We start from the raw sequence: 16,449 nt of genomic DNA, 5'->3' as shown, positions 1-16,449 counted from the left end.
GTGCGTCCGTCTGACGCATCGTTTTGTGTGGTGCTCCCGAAGTACCGGTATGCCCAGTCTCTCGGAGGTCTACAGGGGAAAGCAAACAGGGGCGAGCCTCCGCCGACTGCTCTTCGGGTTGGGGCTGTTTCTCGCCGGGGCCCTCCTGGTCGTCTCGGGGATCGTCGTCGCCACGACCGATCTCCTCTACGGCACGGACCTGGCGGCGCTGACGGCCAAGCGACAACTCGGGGGCGTCCTCGCCGGTATCGGCGTTCCCGCGGTGTTCCTCGGCATCTTCGCCGTGTTGCCGTCGGGACGGCTCACGAAGGCCGCGGCCGTGGTCGGCGCCGGCATCGCCGTGGTCGGCGTGGCGCTCTTCACCCACGCGTACCCCTGCCAGTGGTCGGGGTCGCTCTGCGGCGCGGGGAAACCGGATCTGACGCTCCTGACCGTCGGCGTCTACTTCCTCGGCGCGATCCTCACCTTCTGGTGTCTGTTCGCCGGCGTGGCGAACTTCAAGACGCGGAACGATCCCGGCGGTACCGCGATGGTGAACGTGACGCGAAAGCAGGAGACGAAGTACGTGCCCGTCGAACGCTCCCGCGGCGGCCTCGGCGGCATCGGCTTCTTCGGCGGTACCCCCGACGGCGACGTCGAAACGCAGACCGGCGGCGGAGGCGGAACCGGCGGCACCGCCTCCGACGGCGGGACGGAGTCGGAGTCGATCACCTCGCCGCTGGACGACTCGGCCGACGCGACCCCCCGCTCGGGACCTGCGGGCCCGAGCGCCCCAGAACCGACGAACGGGCAGTCCGGCGCTCGGTCGCGCTCGTCGCCGTCGAGTCCAGCGGACGGGCGGGCGGCGAACTACGACGCCGCCGACACCTACTGCGGCAACTGCGCGCACTTCGAGTACGTCCGCACCGACTCGGGAATCCAACCCTACTGCGGCGCCCACGAGGAACTGATGGACGATATGGACCCCTGTGAAGAGTGGTCGCCGAAGCGCCGACGCTGATCCGGTCCCCTCGTCGGCCGTCCCTACTTCCTGACGTCCGCCAGCGTCGCGGCGACGTCGTCCCAGTGGCTTCCCTTCCAGAACGCCTGCCCGCACTCCCGGCAGCGCCAGCAGTACGTTTCGGCGGGATCCGGCGCGTACGCCGGCAGCGACTCGTCGGCGTCGACGGCGCGGAGGACGCCGTTGCACGCGCTGCAGCGGCGGGGCGGATCCTCGAGCGAGAGTTCGTACCCCGCGTCGTAGAGGCTCCGTAGCTGTTCGCGGACGTCACGCGAGGACAGGAGCACAGCGTCGTCGACGCGCGCCGCGAGGTCGACGTCGCGCGTGAGCAGCGTTCGCGTCGAGCGTTCCGCCCAGGCCGCGATGTCGTCGTCGGAGGGGTCCCCGTCCGTTCCCGACTGCTCGTCGGCGACGTCCCGGTCGAGCACGTACGCGGCGTCGTAACCGCACATCCGAAGGTACGTCGCCAGTTTGCCGAGCATCGCGTCCAGGAGGAGTCGTTCGGACATCGTCTCAGGTGCGGAATCGATCCGGCATCATTCAGTGAAGGAACGCGCGCAGTTCGTCGACGTCGCGGGCGTTCAGCACGTCCGCGCGCTCACACCACCCCCGGCGGGCCGTGTGCACGCCGTACCTGATGGCGTCGAGCGCTCCGGGCGCGTGCGCGTCGGTACCGACGGCGATGGTCGCGCCGGCGTCGACGGCGACGCGGGCGAGCTCGCCGCGGAGATCCAGCCTCGCGGGGTCGGCGTTGATCTCCAGCGCCGTCCCGGCCGCGGCGGCCGCCTCGGCGATCCGGCCGACGTCGAGGTCGAGTCCCTCCCGCTCGTTGATGAGCCGTCCCGTCGGATGGCCCAAGATGTCGACGCTCGGATGTTCGACGGCGCGAACGAGCCGATCCGTCGCCGTCTCGCGGTCCTGCCCGAGCGCGGCGTGCGGCGAGGCGACCACGAGATCGAGGTCGGCGAGCAGGCCGTCGTCGGTCGAGAGGCCGCCGTCGGCGTCGACGTTCGTCTCGACGCCGTGCAGCAGCGTCAGGTCGTCGCCGAACTCCTCCCGAGCCTCGTCGACAGCCTCGGCCTGTTCCCGGAGTTCCGCCGCCGAGAGGCCGATGCCGCCGACCATCCCCGGCCCGGTCGCGTGGTCCGTCACCGCGTAGTAGTCGTAGCCGCGCTCGGCGGCGGCCGCGACCATCTCGGCGAGCGTCGCGCGGCCGTCGGACCAGTCGGTGTGCGTGTGGAGGTCGCCGCGGACGTCGTCCGCCTCGAGGAGGTCGGGTAGCGTCCCCTCGCGCGCGGCGTCGACCTCGCCGGTTCCCTCCCTGATCTCCGGGGCGACGAGCGGGAGCTCCAGCGCCGCGTACATCGACGCCTCGGTCTCGCCGGCGACGCGTTCGCCGACGCGCTGGTCGGCGTCGGGGTCGTCGACCCCGCTGACGTCGAAGACGCCGTACTCGTTCATCTTCAGGCCGCGGTCGATCGCGATGTTTCTGAGTTCGACGTTGTGGTCCTTGCTGCCGGTGAAGTACTGCAGCGCCGCGCCGAACTCCCCCGGGACGACCACGCGGAGGTCGACGCGGATTCCGTCGACGCGGACGCTCGCCTTGTGCTCGCCCGCCTCGATGACGTCGGCCGCCGCCGGCCACTCGACGAACGCGTCGACGACGCGCTCGCCCGACTCCGCGGCCACGAGGACGTCGACGTCGCCGATGGTGTCTCGCCACCGCCGGATCGACCCCGCCACCTCGGCCTGCGCGACGGCCTCCTGCTCTCGGAGGTGGTCGAGGACGTCGTCGGCGAGCGGGCGCGCGTCGCCGAGGCGCTCGCGCTCCGTCGCGTGCCTGGCGAACGCGATGTTCTCGCGGATGTTCTCCTCCGTCTTCGCGCCGAACCCCTTCACCTCCCGGATCTCGCCCGCTTCGGCCGCTTCGGCGAGCTCGTCGAGCGTCGTGATCCCGAGCGCCTCGTAGAGCGCGCCGACGGTCTTCGGGCCGACGCCCTCCACGCGCGTGAGCGCCTCGATGTCGACTGGCAGTTTCTCGCGTAGCTCCGCTAACTCCCCGATCTCGCCCGTCTCTATGTACTCGACGACCTTCGAGGAGATGGCGTCGCCGACGCCGTCGATCTCCTCGACCGCCGATTCGCCCTCGGCAGCCAGTTCCTCGACCGGTTCGGTGTGCTCGCGGACGTTCTCGGCGGCGCGCCGGTAGACGTTCGGCTTGTACTCGACCCCGTCGGCTTCGAGCAGGTCCGCGAACTCCTCGAGGCGGCGCGCGACCTCGGCGTTTCGCGTCACGGTCGCCCCCCGCTCCGGCCGCCCGTGCCGCCGGAGTCCCCGCGGCCCAGGGCCTGCTTCAGGAAGCGCATCCAGCGCTTTCGGTCGGCGGTCTGCTGCACCTCGGCCTCCTGTTCGAGGTCGACCGGGCGCAACTGTTCGAGCGCGTTCAGCGCGCGGTCGATCCCGACGATGCTCTCGGCGAGTCGCTCGCCCTCCTCGTAGGAGATGTCGCCGTCCTCGATCCGCTGGAGGCGTTGTAAGCGCTCCCGTCGGAGGTTCTTCTTCGCCTCCTCGACCCGGTCGCGGTCGCCTTTCGGGACCGTGTCGCGGCGTTTGATCTCGAAGACGAACTCCCGGAGTGCGATCTCCTCGCCCTGTACGTCGATCTCGTCGGGGATCTCCGCGCCCACCGTCGCGCCCTCTCGGTTGACGCGCTCCAGCAGTTGCTTTCGCTCGAACTCCTTCACGGCTCTTGCCGTGTCTTACGGCGGCGTCTACTTCGCTCCTTCGCCGCCGCCCAGTGTCGCACGACTGTCACGGTCCTCGTCCGAGACGGCGGCAGTTCGCGCGGAGACGAAACTTCTTATGACTCACGGCGGCATACGACCCGTATGGGATTGTTCGACCGGCTTCGCGGAGACGACCATCCGCGCGTCGCCTTCATCGGTATCGACGGCGTACCCTTCAGTCTCCTCGCCGATAACCCCGACAGGTTTCCGCACTTCGCCGCGCTCGCCGAGGAGGGCAGCGCCGGCCCCATCGAGAGCATCGTGCCGCCGGAGTCCTCGGCGTGCTGGCCGTCGCTGACGACCGGCGTGAATCCCGGCGAAACCGGCGTCTACGGCTTCCAAGACCGCGAGAACGGATCGTACGACACCTACGTCCCGATGGGCCGGGACGTGCAGGCGACGCGCCTGTGGGACCGCGTGACCGACGACGGCCGACAGGCCAGCGTGATGAACGTCCCCGTGACGTTCCCGCCCCAGCGGAACGTCCAGCGGATGGTCTCGGGCTTCCTCTCGCCGGGCGTCAAGAAGGCCGCCCACCCCGAGGAGTTCCGCGACGAACTCGACGCGATGGACTACCGAATCGACGTCAACGCCAAACTCGGCCACGACGACGACAAATCCGACTTCGTCGAGAACGCTCACGAGACGCTCGACCGACGGTACGAGGCGTTCTCTTCGGTCATCGATCGAGACGACTGGGACCTCTTCTTCGGCGTGTTTATGACGACCGACCGGGTGAATCACTTCCTCTTCGAGGACTACGAGCGCGACGGCGAGAACAAAGACGCCTTCCTCGAGTTCTACGAGGCGGTCGACGAGTACGTCGGGAAGATTCGGGAGTCCCTGCCCGACGACGTCACGCTCGTCGTCGCCTCCGATCACGGCTTCACGTCGCTGGACCACGAGGTCCACTGCAACGCCTGGCTCGAAGAGCAGGGCTGGCTCTCCTACGAGGACGACGACCACGAGGAACTCGGCGACATCGCCGACGACACGCGCGCGTACTCGCTCATCCCGGGGCGGTTCTACATCAACCTCGAAGGCCGCGAACCGCGGGGCAGCGTCCCCGAGGACGAGTACGAGGCGGTCCGAGCGGAACTCAAAGCCGAACTGGAAGCGCTCGAAGGCCCCGACGGCCGGAAGGTGGCGGACCGCGTCGTCGAGAAGGAGGACGCCTTCCGCGGCGACCACGACGACATCGCGCCGGACCTCGTCGTCGTCCCCGCCCACGGGTTCGACCTCAAGTCCGGTTTCAAGGGCCACGAGGAGGTCTTCGGGAAGGGCCCCCGAAACGGAATGCACAGCTTCGACAACGCGTCGCTGTTCGTCGACGACCCCGACGTGGAAATCACCGAGGCGGACCTCTACGACATCGCGCCGACGATCCTCGATCTGATGGACGTCGACTACGCCCGCGCCGAGTTCGACGGCGCGAGCCTCCGGCTGTAGCCGGCATCCCGCCGGGGTTCTTCGTTCTTCGGTCACGTACGGATTCGAACGGACCGCCCGCGCCCTACAGCAGGTCGTCGAGTTCGTCGCTCCCCCACTGCACCCCGGGATCCGCCCGCTCTTCGCGGTTCGCGGCCTCCGCCGCTTCGGCGTCTTTCGCGCGCTCCATAAACGCCTCCAGTCGGTCGGAGCGCTCGACGCCGCCGAGCAGGATCAGCGTCGCGAGGCGCCCGCTCGACAGCGGGAAGTCGCCGCCGCGGACCTGCAGACTTCCGGTCTCCTCTTCGACCCAGCGGCGGGCGCGCTCGACGCCTTTCCGCGGGATGGCGTCCTGCTCACCGGCGACGACGAGGAGGGCGGCGTCGGCGTCGGTGGCGTCGGGGAGGCTCGACCCCGTCAGCAGCGCGCGACGCGTCGTGCTCATCACGGCGTTGATGTTGCCCTCGGCGTCGGGAGCGGCCTCCGCGGACGCGTAGCCGAGCGCGGCGATCCCGCCGTTTCGGAGGGTGTTGATGATCTCCGAGGAGTCGACGACGCTCTCGGCGACCCCCTCGACGGACTCGCCGGAGGCGAGCAGGAGGCCGACGCGCTTGGCGATCTCCCGGTTGATCGAATCGAAGCCCTCGGTCACGCTCTCGCCGGCCGAGCGGAAGGCGTCGTTGTCGACGAGCAGCAGCGAGTCGGCCTCCCGAGCGAAGGTCTTCAGCGACCGGCCGGCGTTGACTTGGTACATCGCGCCCTCGTCGCGTCCGGGGAGGATCCCGAGGCCGTAGACCGGAACGTCGTAGATGCGTTTCAGCTCCTTCGCGACGACCGGCGCGCCGCCGCTGCCGGTGCCGCCGCCGAGGCCGGCGACGACGAATATCGACTCCGTTCCGGCCGTCACGCGGCCGTCGAGCGAAGCGAGGACCTCCTGGATGTCGGCCTGCATCACTTCCGCACCCAGTTCGTTGTCGCCGCCGACCCCTTGGCCCTTCACGCGGTCCTGGCCGACCAGGACGGTCTCGAAGGGGAGGTCGCGGAGGTCTGCCTTCGCGGTGTTGATACCCACCGCGCCGCGGACGGCGCCGAATCCCATCCGCTCGTCGTATTCGACCAGTTCGCGGGCGAGTTTCCCGCCGGCCTGGCCGACGCCAATCAGGACGGACTTCATACCTCGTGTCTCACAGCAACGGCCCTTGAACGTTGGTGCCGAGCGTTTATATGTGATCCCGGGACCACGGGGGGTATGGCGAACGATCACGATTCCGCAGGGGTCCCGACGGACGCGGCACCTCGGACCGATGAACGTCCGACCGCCCGAGAGGACCGACTCGACGCGGTCGACCGCCGGCTGACGGCCGTCGAAGCCGAACTCGACGCGGTCCGCGGCCTCCTCGACGGGGTCGACGCCGTCGACGAAGCCGTCGAGCGGCGCGCGTCCGTGGCGCTCGCCAAGGTCGAGACGCTCGAACGGACGCTTCAGGACGGCGAGCGCGGGCTGATCCGAGACCGAATTCCCGAGACGGAGCGGGCAAACTCGCCGGAGCGAACTGACGATTCCGGAGCTTCCGCACCCGCCGACGGTGATCCCGTCAGCGATCCGAGCGTCGGCGACGGCACTGACCGCGTTGCCGTTTCGGGCTGCCTCACGGGCGACCCCGACGAGAGCCGGAAGAAAACCACGAGCGACGGCTCGCTCGCCGCGCGGCTCCGCGACGCGTTCCGGTGATCCGGCTCGTCGTCGCCGCGGTCCTGACGCTGGCGACGCTTTCGGCCGCGCTCCCGGCGGTCGACGACGCGCGGGCCGGGCGGACCGACGCCGAACTCGAGGGGGCGATCGATCGGATCGAACGGGCCGGCCAGCACCTCGCCGCCAGCGAGGACGCCGTGCCGAGGCGGGCGCGCGCGGCCGGCCGCCGCGTGGCGATCCGGCTTCCGGAGGCGTCGCTGACGGCCGCGCGTCCGGCGTTCGTCGCGGTCGGCGGTCGACCGGACGGGCCGGGGAACCGATCCGTGGTCGCCTACGCGTCCGGCGGTTCTCCGACGCGGCTCCGCGGACTGTCGCTTCCGGTGCCGCTCGCCACTCCCGACGGCCCCGTCGTCTTCACGGCGTCGGGACGGCACGCCGTCGACGTCGCCCTCGTCGACGACGCCGGGCGTCCGACGCTCGTCGTCACGCGCGGGTGAATCGAGTACTACCCGCAGGACGCGAAGCGGCCCCCGCCTGCGCTCTGCGGACCGCCCGACGGTTTATATACGGAGACGGGACCACCGGCGCTATGACCCGAGACGCCGACCGCGCTCCCGACGAGAGCACCGAGGAACCGCTCACGACTCTCGTTCCCCGGCTCGTCGACCTCTCCACCTCGGCGGCCGGAATCGCCGCCGCCCTGGGCCTCACGGCAACCGCGGACACCCGCGACCGGGGCTCGCGAGAGTCGGTCGACAGCGGCGGAGCCGAGGCGTGTCGCTGTCGACCGACTGTCGAGGAACCGACCGGCACGGGCCTCTCGGAGCGGCGCGAACTCGTCGTCGACGCCTCGGAGTGTCCCGGGGACGGCGATCTGGCGTCGGATCCGGCCTGTCGAGCGACCGTGATCTCGTCGCTCGAAGCGCGCGACGTTGACGCGGTCCGAACGCGGTCCGACGGCTACGAACGGGCCTACACCGACGCGGCGGTCGGGCTGCTGCTGGCGGCCGGGCGATTCGCCGAACGAGCGCGCTTCCACGACGAAGCGCTCGCAGAGCGCGCCCGCTCGGACCCGCTCGCTGCTGCGCGTCAGGCGACCGGGCGCGCGGGGGCACTCGCGCGGATCGCGGCCGAGTCCGGTCTCGCGGCCGGGGCGGATCGCGTCTGGGACAGCGCTTCAACCGAGGACGCGCCTCCCGACGACTGCGACTCGGATCCCTACCAGACGGCGCTTCGGGCCGTCGTCGGCCCCGCGGTCGCTCGGGCCCGGGTCTCCCGTCTCCCGCCTCCGGGTTCCACCCGCCGCGAGACGACCTCGCTCCCGACCGGCGCGACGGCGGAGATATACGACGCGGCCGAGCGGTCGATCTACCATCTCTCACCGGTCGCACACGGATTGGAGCCCGACGCGACGGCAACGCTCTCGGCCGCCTACGAGGTACTCGCGACCGGCTCGGTCGCCGGCGGCGAGCGGGCCGCCGGACGGGCGGTGCGACGCGTCGCCGATCCCGACGACCCCACGGAGACGCTCGCCGCGGTCCTGGATCGATACACGCACGGCCTCGGGGTCTTCGAGCACCTCTTCGCCGACGAGCGGATCTCCGACGTCGTCGTCTCGGCCCCGGTGACGGAGACGCCGGTGCGGGTCGTCGTCGGCGGCGAGCGACTGCCGACGAACGTGCAGTTGACGCCCGACGGGGCGGCGTCGCTCGCCTCGCGGTTCCGGCGCGAGAGCGGTCGCGCCTTCTCCCGGAGTTCGCCCACGCTCGACGCGTCGGTCGTCGCCGAGACGGGCCGGCGGATCCGCGTCGCCGGCGTGACCGCGCCCGCGAGTGAGGGCGTCGGGTTCGCGTTCCGCGCTCGCGACGGCGACGCCTGGACGCTGCCTCGGCTGATCTCCGTCGGATCGCTTCCAGCCACGGCCGCGGCGTTTCTCTCGATCGCGGCCGAGCGCGGCGCGGCGACAATCGTGGCCGGTACGCGAGGGGCCGGCAAGACCACGCTCCTCGGGGCGCTGCTCTGGGAGCTCCCGAGTACGACGCGACTCGTCAGTATCGAGGACACCCCTGAACTCCCGGTCGACGCGCTTCGGGACCACGGCCGCGACGTGCAGGCGTTGCACACCGACGGCGGAGTCGGGTCGGAGAGCGGAGGCGGTGGATCGGGCGGCCGAGGAAGCGGATCGGGCGGCGGCCGCGGTGGGTTCACTCCGACCGACGCGCTCCGCGCTGCACTCCGACTGGGCGACGGCGCGCTGGTCGTCGGCGAGGTCCGCGGCGAGGAGGCCGGATCGCTGTACGAGGCGATGCGGGTCGGCGCGCACGGTCACGCCGTCCTGGGGACGATCCACGGCGACTCCGCGGCCGCCGTCCGCGAGCGGGTCGTCTCCGACCTCGGCGTCCCCGCCTCCTCGTTCGGCGCCACCGACCTCGTCGTGACCTGCGCGCGGGAGGGCGATTCCCGACACGTGGCCGCGATCGAAGAGGTGCGAACGGCGGGCGAAGACGCCACGTTCGTCCCGCTGTTCGAACGCCGGGACGGCGCGCTCCGATCGACGGGGGCGATCGATCGCGGCGACAGCGCGGTGTTCGAACGGTGCTGTCGAGCGCGCGAGCCCTACGGAGCCCTCCTCTCGCGACTGGAACGGCGCGCCGCTCGCTTCGACCGCCTGGCGGCGGCCGCACTGACGACGCCCGAAGACTGTGCCCGGAGTCGCCGCGGTGAGCTGTGATGACGGCGACCGTCTCCCGGCTTCACCGGATCGTGCGCGCGCTCGCCCGTCGGTATCCGAACGAGGTGGATCCGACGGACGAACTACACCGTTCGCTGGCGTTTCTCGACAGCGACCTCCGGGCCGACACCGTCGTCCGGGCGGGGTACGTCGCCGCCGTTCCCACGGCCCTCCTCGCGCTCTGTGCGTTCCTCGTCGGGCTTCCAGCGCTTCCCGCGGCGGCGTCGGTCCCGGCGGCCGCGGGGGTCGGCCTCGGGGCGACGCACGTGATCCACCGGTTCCCGGTCGCCGCCGCGACGCTCCGCCGGACGCGTGCCTTGGGAGACGCGCCGGGGCTCGTCGCCCGCGCGGCGCTTCGCCTCCGTCTGGAAGCGACGCCCGAACGCGCCGCAGTCTTCGCCGCGCGGACGGGGAGGGGGCCGCTCGCTCGGAGCCTCGGCGCGCACGCCGACCGGACCCGCTCGGGACCCACCGCAGGGTTCGACGCCTTCACCGCCGAGTGGCGACCCTGGTTCCCCGCGCTCGAACGCTCGGTCGCGCTCCTGTCGGCCGCCGTCGAGGCGCCCGCGGAGGAGCGCGACGCCGCGCTCGACCGCGCGCTCGAGACGGTTCTCGACGGGGCGCGGACCGAGATGGCCGAGTTCGCGGGCGCGGTCCGCGGTCCGGCGAGCGGGATCTACGCGTTCGGGGTTCTCCTCCCGCTGGCGCTCGTCGGCGTGCTGCCGGCTGCACGCGCGGGCGGGGTCACCGTCCCCGCGTCCGTCTTCGTCGTCCTCTACGACGTGGCGCTCCCTGCCGGGCTGATCGGCGCCGGCGCGTGGCTGCTCCTTCGGCGACCCATCGCGCTCGCGCCGCCCCGCGTGACGGCCGCTCACCCGGACGTCCCGTCGGGGCCGACGCGAGCGCTGGCGGCCGCCGCGGCGGGGGCCGCTTCCGGCTTTCTCCTCGGAACCGCCGTCGCCTCGTGGGCGGCCCCCATCGGTGCTCTCGGCGCGGGCGTCGGCGCGGCGCTCGCGGTGCACTACCGACCGATGGCCGCCGTCCAGGGGTCGGTCACCGAGACGGAAGCCGGTCTCGCGGATGCGACGGCGGTCGTGGGGCGGCGCGTCGGTGCCGGCGAGTCGGTCGAATCGGCGATCGGTTCGGCCGCGGCGGCGACGACCGGGCGGACCAGCGAGCTCTTCGAGTCGGCGTCGGGGATCCAGCGTCGCCTCCGGGTCGACGTTTATCGCGCGTTCCTCGGCGAGCACGGCGCGCTCAGACACCTGCCGAGTCGACGCGCACGCGCCACGGCCTCGCTCCTCGCTGTCGCCGCCGAGGAGGGCAGCCCCGCCGGCGACACTCTCACCCGACTGGCGGACCACCTGACCGAACTCCGACGCGTGGAGAGCGAGGCGCGACGCGAACTCGCGGCGATCACGGGGACGCTGAGTCACACGGCCGCGCTGTTCGGCCCGCTCGTCGGCGGCGCGACTGTCGCGATGGCCACTCAGATGGCCGCGTCGGGCGCGACGAACGCCGAAAGCGCCTCGCTGGCAGGGTCGGCCGCGCCGGGCGCGGCGACCCTCTCCCCGCCGACGCTCGGAACGGCCGTCGGCCTCTACGTCCTCGCGCTCGCGGCCATCCTCACGACCGTGGCGACGGGGCTGGATCGCGGCCTCGATCGGACGCTGGTCGGCTATCGGGTCGGTCTCGCGCTGCTCGCCGCGACGGCGACGTATCTCGTGGCGTTTCTGGGCGCTTCGATGCTGTTCTGACCGACTGTCGGGAGCACGAACGCGGACCGCCCCGCGAACGTTTATATACGGACACGGGACCAGGGGGGCTATGTTCGAACTCACGGTGGACGCGTGGTACGGCTGGATCGGGCTGTCGCTCGCGGGCGTCGCGCTCGTCGGCGCGGCGGCCGGCCTTCCGACGGCACCGCCGCCGGACGCCGGGGCCGCCGGCGCGACGATCGACCGTGTCGCCGCCGCGGAGTACGCCGCCACCGCCGAACATCCGCTCGACGCCGACGAAGTCAGACTCGGGACGCGTCGGATCGGACTCCGCTCGGCGTCGGGAACGGCACACACCACGCTGTCGTTCGGAGCGGTCACGCCGGTTCCGGTCGACGATTCACCGCTGCGTGACGTCCTCTACGGGACGCCGCCCGAGCGCGTGTTCGACTCGCCGAATGCGTTCAGACAGGCTGTCGTCGATGCTCGGGCGAACGCGACCGACGCTCCGTGGCGCACCGTGGACCGAACCCTGATCGTCCGCCGCCTCTCCTGGGAGGGAGTAAATGTCGTCCTCGTCGACGCGTGAGCCGCTGTCGCGTGCTGCGTTTGCCGCGCTCGTCGCCGCCACACGCGACGCAATCGATACCGAAGCGGCCCGCGGCACTGGGCGCGGCACGTCGCGGGCGCAGACCACGCCCGTCGTGGCCCTGATCGCGCTCTTCGCGGTCTGCACCGGTCTCTCGCTGTACGCGACAACGCTGGGGGCGGTGACGCCGGGCGAAACGGAGAACGCGCTCGCCGAACCGACGCTCGAACGAGTGTACGACGACGCGAGCGAGGGCGGCGTCCTCTCGCCGGTGGGACTGCCGAGCGCGGGACCGGCCACGCCGGACGGCTACCGCGTCGCCGTCGCGGTAACGACGCCGAAGGGACGGTGGACCAACGGCCGCCGGCCCCCCGAGTCCGCGGGCGTCGCGATCGATCACGCCGACCGCCCGGTGAGCGTCTCGATGGGCGACGGCGACGTCGTCTGGGGAACGCTCGACGTCTGGGTGTGGCGATGAACGCCGCCATCGACGCGGTCGTGTTCCTCCTTCTCGTCTCGGCGGCCGTCGTCGGCCTGATCACCGTCGAGCAGTCGCCGCCGGCGACGTCCGGTAACGCCGACGCCGTCGCGGACGCGCTCGCGACGACGACGGCGCAGGTCGACTACTCGCTCGCGCCCGGCGTGCGCGGGATGGCCGCGAGCGGGGCGGCCTCCGATCGCCCCGCCATCGCGCTCGACTCGCCCGAACTCGACCGGACGGCACACGGCAGCCTCGCCGGCCTGCTCGCCCGCGCGACCACGGCGACGAGCGGCGTCGACCTGGCGTCGAGCGTCGGTCCGAACACGGGAGCGTCCTCCGCCGACATCCCACCGCTCACGCGGACTCGCGCATCGTTCCGCAGTGGCGTCCGCGACGCGGTTCGAGCTCGGACCGGCGCGACCGTGCGCGTCGACGCGACCTGGCGGCCGTACCCCGGCGCACCCGTCGGCGGGTCCGTCGGCGTCGGACCGGCACCGCCGGCGGACGGCGTGCACGCCGCGACGCTCGTGGTCCCGACCGGCGTCGACTCGGTCCCGGGGTCGGCGAGAACCACCTTCGAGTCGCTCGGTGCCGCCGTCGCCGAGCGGACCGTCGCGGTGCTCCTCCCGCCCGGTCCGGCGCGAATCACCCTCCGCGGCGACGATCCGGCCGCCGCTTTGGTTCGGCACCGTTACGCCCGGCTCGAAGCCGAGACGAACGCGTCGCTCGCGGAGCCGCTCGCGACCGAGGACACGGAGGCGGCGAACGAACGGCTCGCGGCGGTGCTCGCCCCGCGCGTCACCGACGATCTCCGCGCTCGATACGACACTCCCGGGGCCGCCGCAGACGCCGTCTCGGTCGCGTCCGTTCGGGTCGTCGTCAGAACTTGGTCGCCGTCTTCGGGGGTGCGCTGATGCGACTCGCCGACGACGACCGCGGCCGGATCCCGTTCGCGCTCGTCGGCGTCCTGCTGCTCGTGGGCAGTTCGACCTTTGCGGTGTCGCTCGCGACGCCCGGGCCCTCGCCAGTGGACCGAAGCGCAGACGTCGCTGCCGACCGTGTCGACGCCGAGGCGACCGCCGCGTTCAGAGTCGCCGTCCGGGACGCCGCAACGGCTGCCGCGCGGGATCCGGTCACGCTCGCGGCCGACACCGACGCCGGATCGGCACTCGACGGCCCCGACACCTTCCGCCGCTACCTCCGGTTGCGGATCTTCCTCGCCGCCCGCGAGGCGATCGGGCCCGTCGAACATCGCCGCGGAGCGAGTGTCGCCCGTGCGTCGTTCGGACAGTCGGTCGAGAGCGTCCCGGCGGCGATCGATCGCGTCTCGATCGCCGGCGTCGACGACGGCACCGAGCTCCGGGCGACGATCCGCGGTCTCCAACTGGAGGTCGACCGAGATGGACGCACGCTCGACTCCCGCCGGGTCGATCGGAGCGTTACCGTGAGCGTTCCCGTCCTGGCGCTCCACGATCGGACGGAGGCGTTCCAGGGGCGACTCGACGCCGGTCCGATCGAGGCCCCGGGACTGGCTCGCCGGACGACAGTCGGCGTCACGGCGATGGCGCAGGCCCGCGGGCTCGGTCAGTACGGGGGACTCCCCATCTCGAACGTCGTCGCCAACCGCCACGTCGCGCTGTCGACGAACGCCGGACTGCTCGACGCGCAGCGGGCCGCCTTCGGTCGGAGCGACCCCGACGCGGCCGCGGGTGTCCGCGCGGCGACTCTCCAGACGGGCGTCACCGACGTCCTCGATCCGCGTACGGACCCGCGAGTCGTCTCCGCGGTCACGGGGCAACTCCCGGATCCGAATTCGGCAGAGCGGGCTGATTCCGACTCCACGACCGGCTCGCTTCCGGCAACGAAAACCGTCTCCGTGGGCGTCAATGGGACCGCGGACGAGGCGTTTCTGGAACTGCTTCGAGGAACGAACGGCGCCGAGAGTCTCGAATCCGTCCGGCGCGAGGGCTACGAGGCCACGGTCTCGGTTCGAGCCAGCACCCGGACGATCAGGAACCAGCGCCGGCCGTCGCCGCGTTCGCCCGGGTCGGGCTGGACGCTCGCGTCTTCGGACACCTCGAAGGAGGTCTCGGTGAGCGGCGGCTGGAGTACGCGACGGATCTCGCGGACCGGGACGGAATCGCGGAGGCTCTACGCGGCTACCCGGCGGGTCACCGAGCGGTGGCACGTCGAGCGGACGTGGGAGAAGGTCAACGAGACGCCGCGGACGACGAGCGCATCGTGGCGAGACGTCCACCGCGTTCGGATCACCGGAACCGGCCGACTCGACGGGAGCCGGGCACCGACGCGTTCCGTCCGACCGCTGTTCGACTCCGGCGGCGCGATCGACGGGCCGAATCTGCGAGAGGCCGGGGCGACGAGTCGGGCCCTCGTCTCGGATCTCGGCGGTCCCGACGCCGTCGCTCGAAGGGCCGTGACCGGCGGTCGAACGAGCGCCTCGCAGCGCATAACTGGGGACCGCCCCGCCGACCTCGACGCGTGGATCTACGCCGACGTCGCCGACCTCCGGGACCGCGTGCGTGACCTCTCAGTCGAGGTGGCGGCCAGCGACGCCGCGACCGGCCACGCGAACGGCGCGGCGCGCCTCGCCGCGCTGGTTCGCGACCGACGTCGGGGACTCCTCGACGCCCCGCGCCGGTACGACGGGGTCGCCGACCGGACCCGCGTGGCCGCTCGCGCCGCGTACCTCGACCGGGTACTCGCCGGCCTCGACGCCCGCGCCGGACAGACACGCGCCCAGAACGCCGGCATCGACCGCGCGCTGGCTGCGAAGGGACTCGTCGCCTCGCGGGTGAACGACCTCGCGAAACTCACCCCCGAAGCGCCGTCGCCGCGGACTGACCTCGGCGGACCCGAGGGCGCTCGCGGCGAGACGACGCTGATTCCCGACGGCGACCCCGCGTACCTCGCGCCGGCCCCCGTCGAGGGGACGCTCGTCGACGGCGTCGCGGACGACGAGCGATACGTCGGCCTCGCGGTCAGGAACGTGAACGTCTTCAGCGTCCCGTACGGCGACGCCGCCGACCTCGTCACGCGGACGCTCTTCGGCGACCCCGGTCGCGTCTCGCTACACACGGCCGGACAGTCGCTCGTCGCCGCCGACCGGATGCTCGAAACGCACCCGGACCCGACGCTCCGCGACCGTCGAAACGTCCTGGAAACGAAGGTCGAGGCCTCGATGTCCGACGTCCGCGCCGTGGCGATACGGACGCTCGCCCGTGAGACCTCGCTCGCACGAGACGAACGCAGGCGCGTCGTGCGCCGCGCGTTCGCCCGGTTCGACGGTCCCGGCGAGCGCGCGGTCGCGGCCACGGACGGGTCGCTGGCCCGCGAGACGGCGTCCGTCGCGGTCGAGGCGCGTCCGAGAGCGCGGAGCGGGTCCGCGGCCGTCGCCGAGGACCGAATCCGGGTGGCGCTGCGGGTCGACCTCCGCCGCGTCGCGACGTCCGATCGCGTTCGCGTCCCCGAGTCGGCCGTCGACGACGCCGTCTCATCGACGCGGGAGTTCGTGGAGCGGGAAGCGACGAGCGCCGCCGAGCGCGCCACCGAAAGGGGAATCTCCCGCGCGACGAACGGCACCGTCGGCGGGATCCCGGCCGGCCTCCCGATCTCGCCGACGCTCAGCCCGTGGGTCGCCACGGCGAACCTCTGGATCGTCGAATCCCGCGGCGCGTACGGCCGGTTCGCCGTCGGCATCCAGGGAGGCGAGTCGACGTACGTCCGCGACGGCTCTGCAGTCGCACTCGATGTCGACGCCGACGGCGTCGCGGAGTCGCTGGGGCGGAGCGAACGCGTCGACTTCCGCGTGCGGACGGTCGCCGTCGCCGTCGTGCCGCCGGGCAAACTCGGCGTCGGCGACACCGACGGCAACACCGACGAGCGCTCCGTGGCGTGGAGCGACCCGTCGCCGGGGCCGCGCTGTGTCACGCCGACCGGCCAGTGTCCGCGGGAATAGCTGTTGCGGGAACGGAAACAGCGTGAACGAAACCGAAATCAGCGGGG

14 protein-coding genes are annotated in these 16,449 nt (G+C 72.1%); 10 read left to right on the top strand and 4 right to left on the bottom strand.

The genetic code is table 11. The features are described 5' to 3' along the window. Positions 1 to 49: 49 nt before the first annotated feature. Positions 50 to 1,000 (top strand): cell division protein CdpA domain-containing protein, encoded by a 951-nt coding sequence (locus NO360_RS11695; RefSeq protein ID WP_256307987.1) that lies wholly within the window; start codon positions 50 to 52, stop codon positions 998 to 1,000. Between the two features lie 23 nt (positions 1,001 to 1,023). Here the strand turns inward: NO360_RS11695 and NO360_RS11690 are convergent, their stop codons facing one another. Genes NO360_RS11690 through NO360_RS11680 form a run of 3 tightly spaced genes read right to left on the bottom strand, consistent with a single transcriptional unit; the run spans position 1,024 to position 3,744 of the window. Then, positions 1,024 to 1,509 (bottom strand): Mut7-C RNAse domain-containing protein, encoded by a 486-nt coding sequence (locus tag NO360_RS11690; RefSeq protein WP_256307986.1) that lies wholly within the window; start codon positions 1,507 to 1,509, stop codon positions 1,024 to 1,026. Between the two features lie 31 nt (positions 1,510 to 1,540). Continuing rightward, a complete protein-coding gene (polX, locus tag NO360_RS11685; protein WP_256307985.1) occupies positions 1,541 to 3,295 on the bottom strand; it encodes a DNA polymerase/3'-5' exonuclease PolX in 1,755 nt (584 codons plus the stop codon). Continuing rightward, positions 3,292 to 3,744 (bottom strand): DUF5788 family protein, encoded by a 453-nt coding sequence (locus tag NO360_RS11680; protein WP_256307984.1) that lies wholly within the window; start codon positions 3,742 to 3,744, stop codon positions 3,292 to 3,294. The genes polX and NO360_RS11680 overlap by 4 nt, the downstream gene beginning before the upstream one ends. A 144-nt stretch (positions 3,745 to 3,888) precedes the next feature. On the opposite strand from NO360_RS11680, the gene NO360_RS11675 reads away from it, so the two are divergent. Further along, positions 3,889 to 5,235, top strand: a complete 1,347-nt coding sequence (locus tag NO360_RS11675) for an alkaline phosphatase family protein (RefSeq protein ID WP_256307983.1) — start codon at positions 3,889 to 3,891, stop codon at positions 5,233 to 5,235. Positions 5,236 to 5,299: 64 nt separating this feature from the next. Here the strand turns inward: NO360_RS11675 and NO360_RS11670 are convergent, their stop codons facing one another. Then, on the bottom strand, positions 5,300 to 6,388 hold the full coding sequence (locus NO360_RS11670; RefSeq protein WP_256307982.1) for a tubulin/FtsZ family protein: 1,089 nt from the start codon (positions 6,386 to 6,388) through the stop codon (positions 5,300 to 5,302). Positions 6,389 to 6,463: 75 nt separating this feature from the next. Between NO360_RS11670 and NO360_RS11665 the strand changes: the two genes are divergently transcribed. From NO360_RS11665 to NO360_RS11630, 8 genes are all read left to right on the top strand, one after another. Then, complete coding sequence (locus NO360_RS11665) at positions 6,464 to 6,946, top strand: DUF7310 family coiled-coil domain-containing protein (RefSeq protein WP_256307981.1); 483 nt, start codon at positions 6,464 to 6,466, stop codon at positions 6,944 to 6,946. Further along, a complete protein-coding gene (locus NO360_RS11660; RefSeq protein ID WP_256307980.1) occupies positions 6,943 to 7,404 on the top strand; it encodes a DUF7311 family protein in 462 nt (153 codons plus the stop codon). Before NO360_RS11665 ends, NO360_RS11660 begins: the two co-directional genes overlap by 4 nt. A 92-nt stretch (positions 7,405 to 7,496) precedes the next feature. After that, the gene (locus NO360_RS11655; RefSeq protein ID WP_256307979.1) at positions 7,497 to 9,638 is read left to right on the top strand and encodes a type II/IV secretion system ATPase subunit; all 2,142 of its coding nucleotides are present in this window, start codon (positions 7,497 to 7,499) and stop codon (positions 9,636 to 9,638) included. Continuing rightward, positions 9,638 to 11,395: a type II secretion system protein gene (locus NO360_RS11650; RefSeq protein WP_256307978.1), complete on the top strand. Its 1,758-nt coding sequence runs from the start codon at positions 9,638 to 9,640 to the stop codon at positions 11,393 to 11,395. The genes NO360_RS11655 and NO360_RS11650 overlap by 1 nt, the downstream gene beginning before the upstream one ends. Positions 11,396 to 11,465: 70 nt before the next feature. Further along, positions 11,466 to 11,945: a DUF7283 family protein gene (locus NO360_RS11645; protein ID WP_256307977.1), complete on the top strand. Its 480-nt coding sequence runs from the start codon at positions 11,466 to 11,468 to the stop codon at positions 11,943 to 11,945. Then, on the top strand, positions 11,923 to 12,423 hold the full coding sequence (locus NO360_RS11640; protein WP_256307976.1) for a DUF7285 family protein: 501 nt from the start codon (positions 11,923 to 11,925) through the stop codon (positions 12,421 to 12,423). The genes NO360_RS11645 and NO360_RS11640 overlap by 23 nt, the downstream gene beginning before the upstream one ends. After that, positions 12,420 to 13,340 carry a DUF7284 family protein gene (locus tag NO360_RS11635; RefSeq protein WP_256308526.1) on the top strand — a complete coding sequence of 307 codons (921 nt, stop codon included), beginning with the start codon at positions 12,420 to 12,422 and terminating at the stop codon, positions 13,338 to 13,340. The genes NO360_RS11640 and NO360_RS11635 overlap by 4 nt, the downstream gene beginning before the upstream one ends. Next, positions 13,340 to 16,402 (top strand): DUF7286 family protein, encoded by a 3,063-nt coding sequence (locus NO360_RS11630; RefSeq protein ID WP_256307975.1) that lies wholly within the window; start codon positions 13,340 to 13,342, stop codon positions 16,400 to 16,402. Before NO360_RS11635 ends, NO360_RS11630 begins: the two co-directional genes overlap by 1 nt. The last annotated feature ends 47 nt before the right edge of the window (positions 16,403 to 16,449 follow it).

Origin of the sequence: Halobellus litoreus (assembly GCF_024464595.1) — an archaeon.
Lineage (GTDB): Archaea > Halobacteriota > Halobacteria > Halobacteriales > Haloferacaceae > Haloquadratum > Haloquadratum litoreum.
Note: the sequence above shows the minus strand (reverse complement) of the source record. Positions and strands in the feature narration are given on the sequence as shown.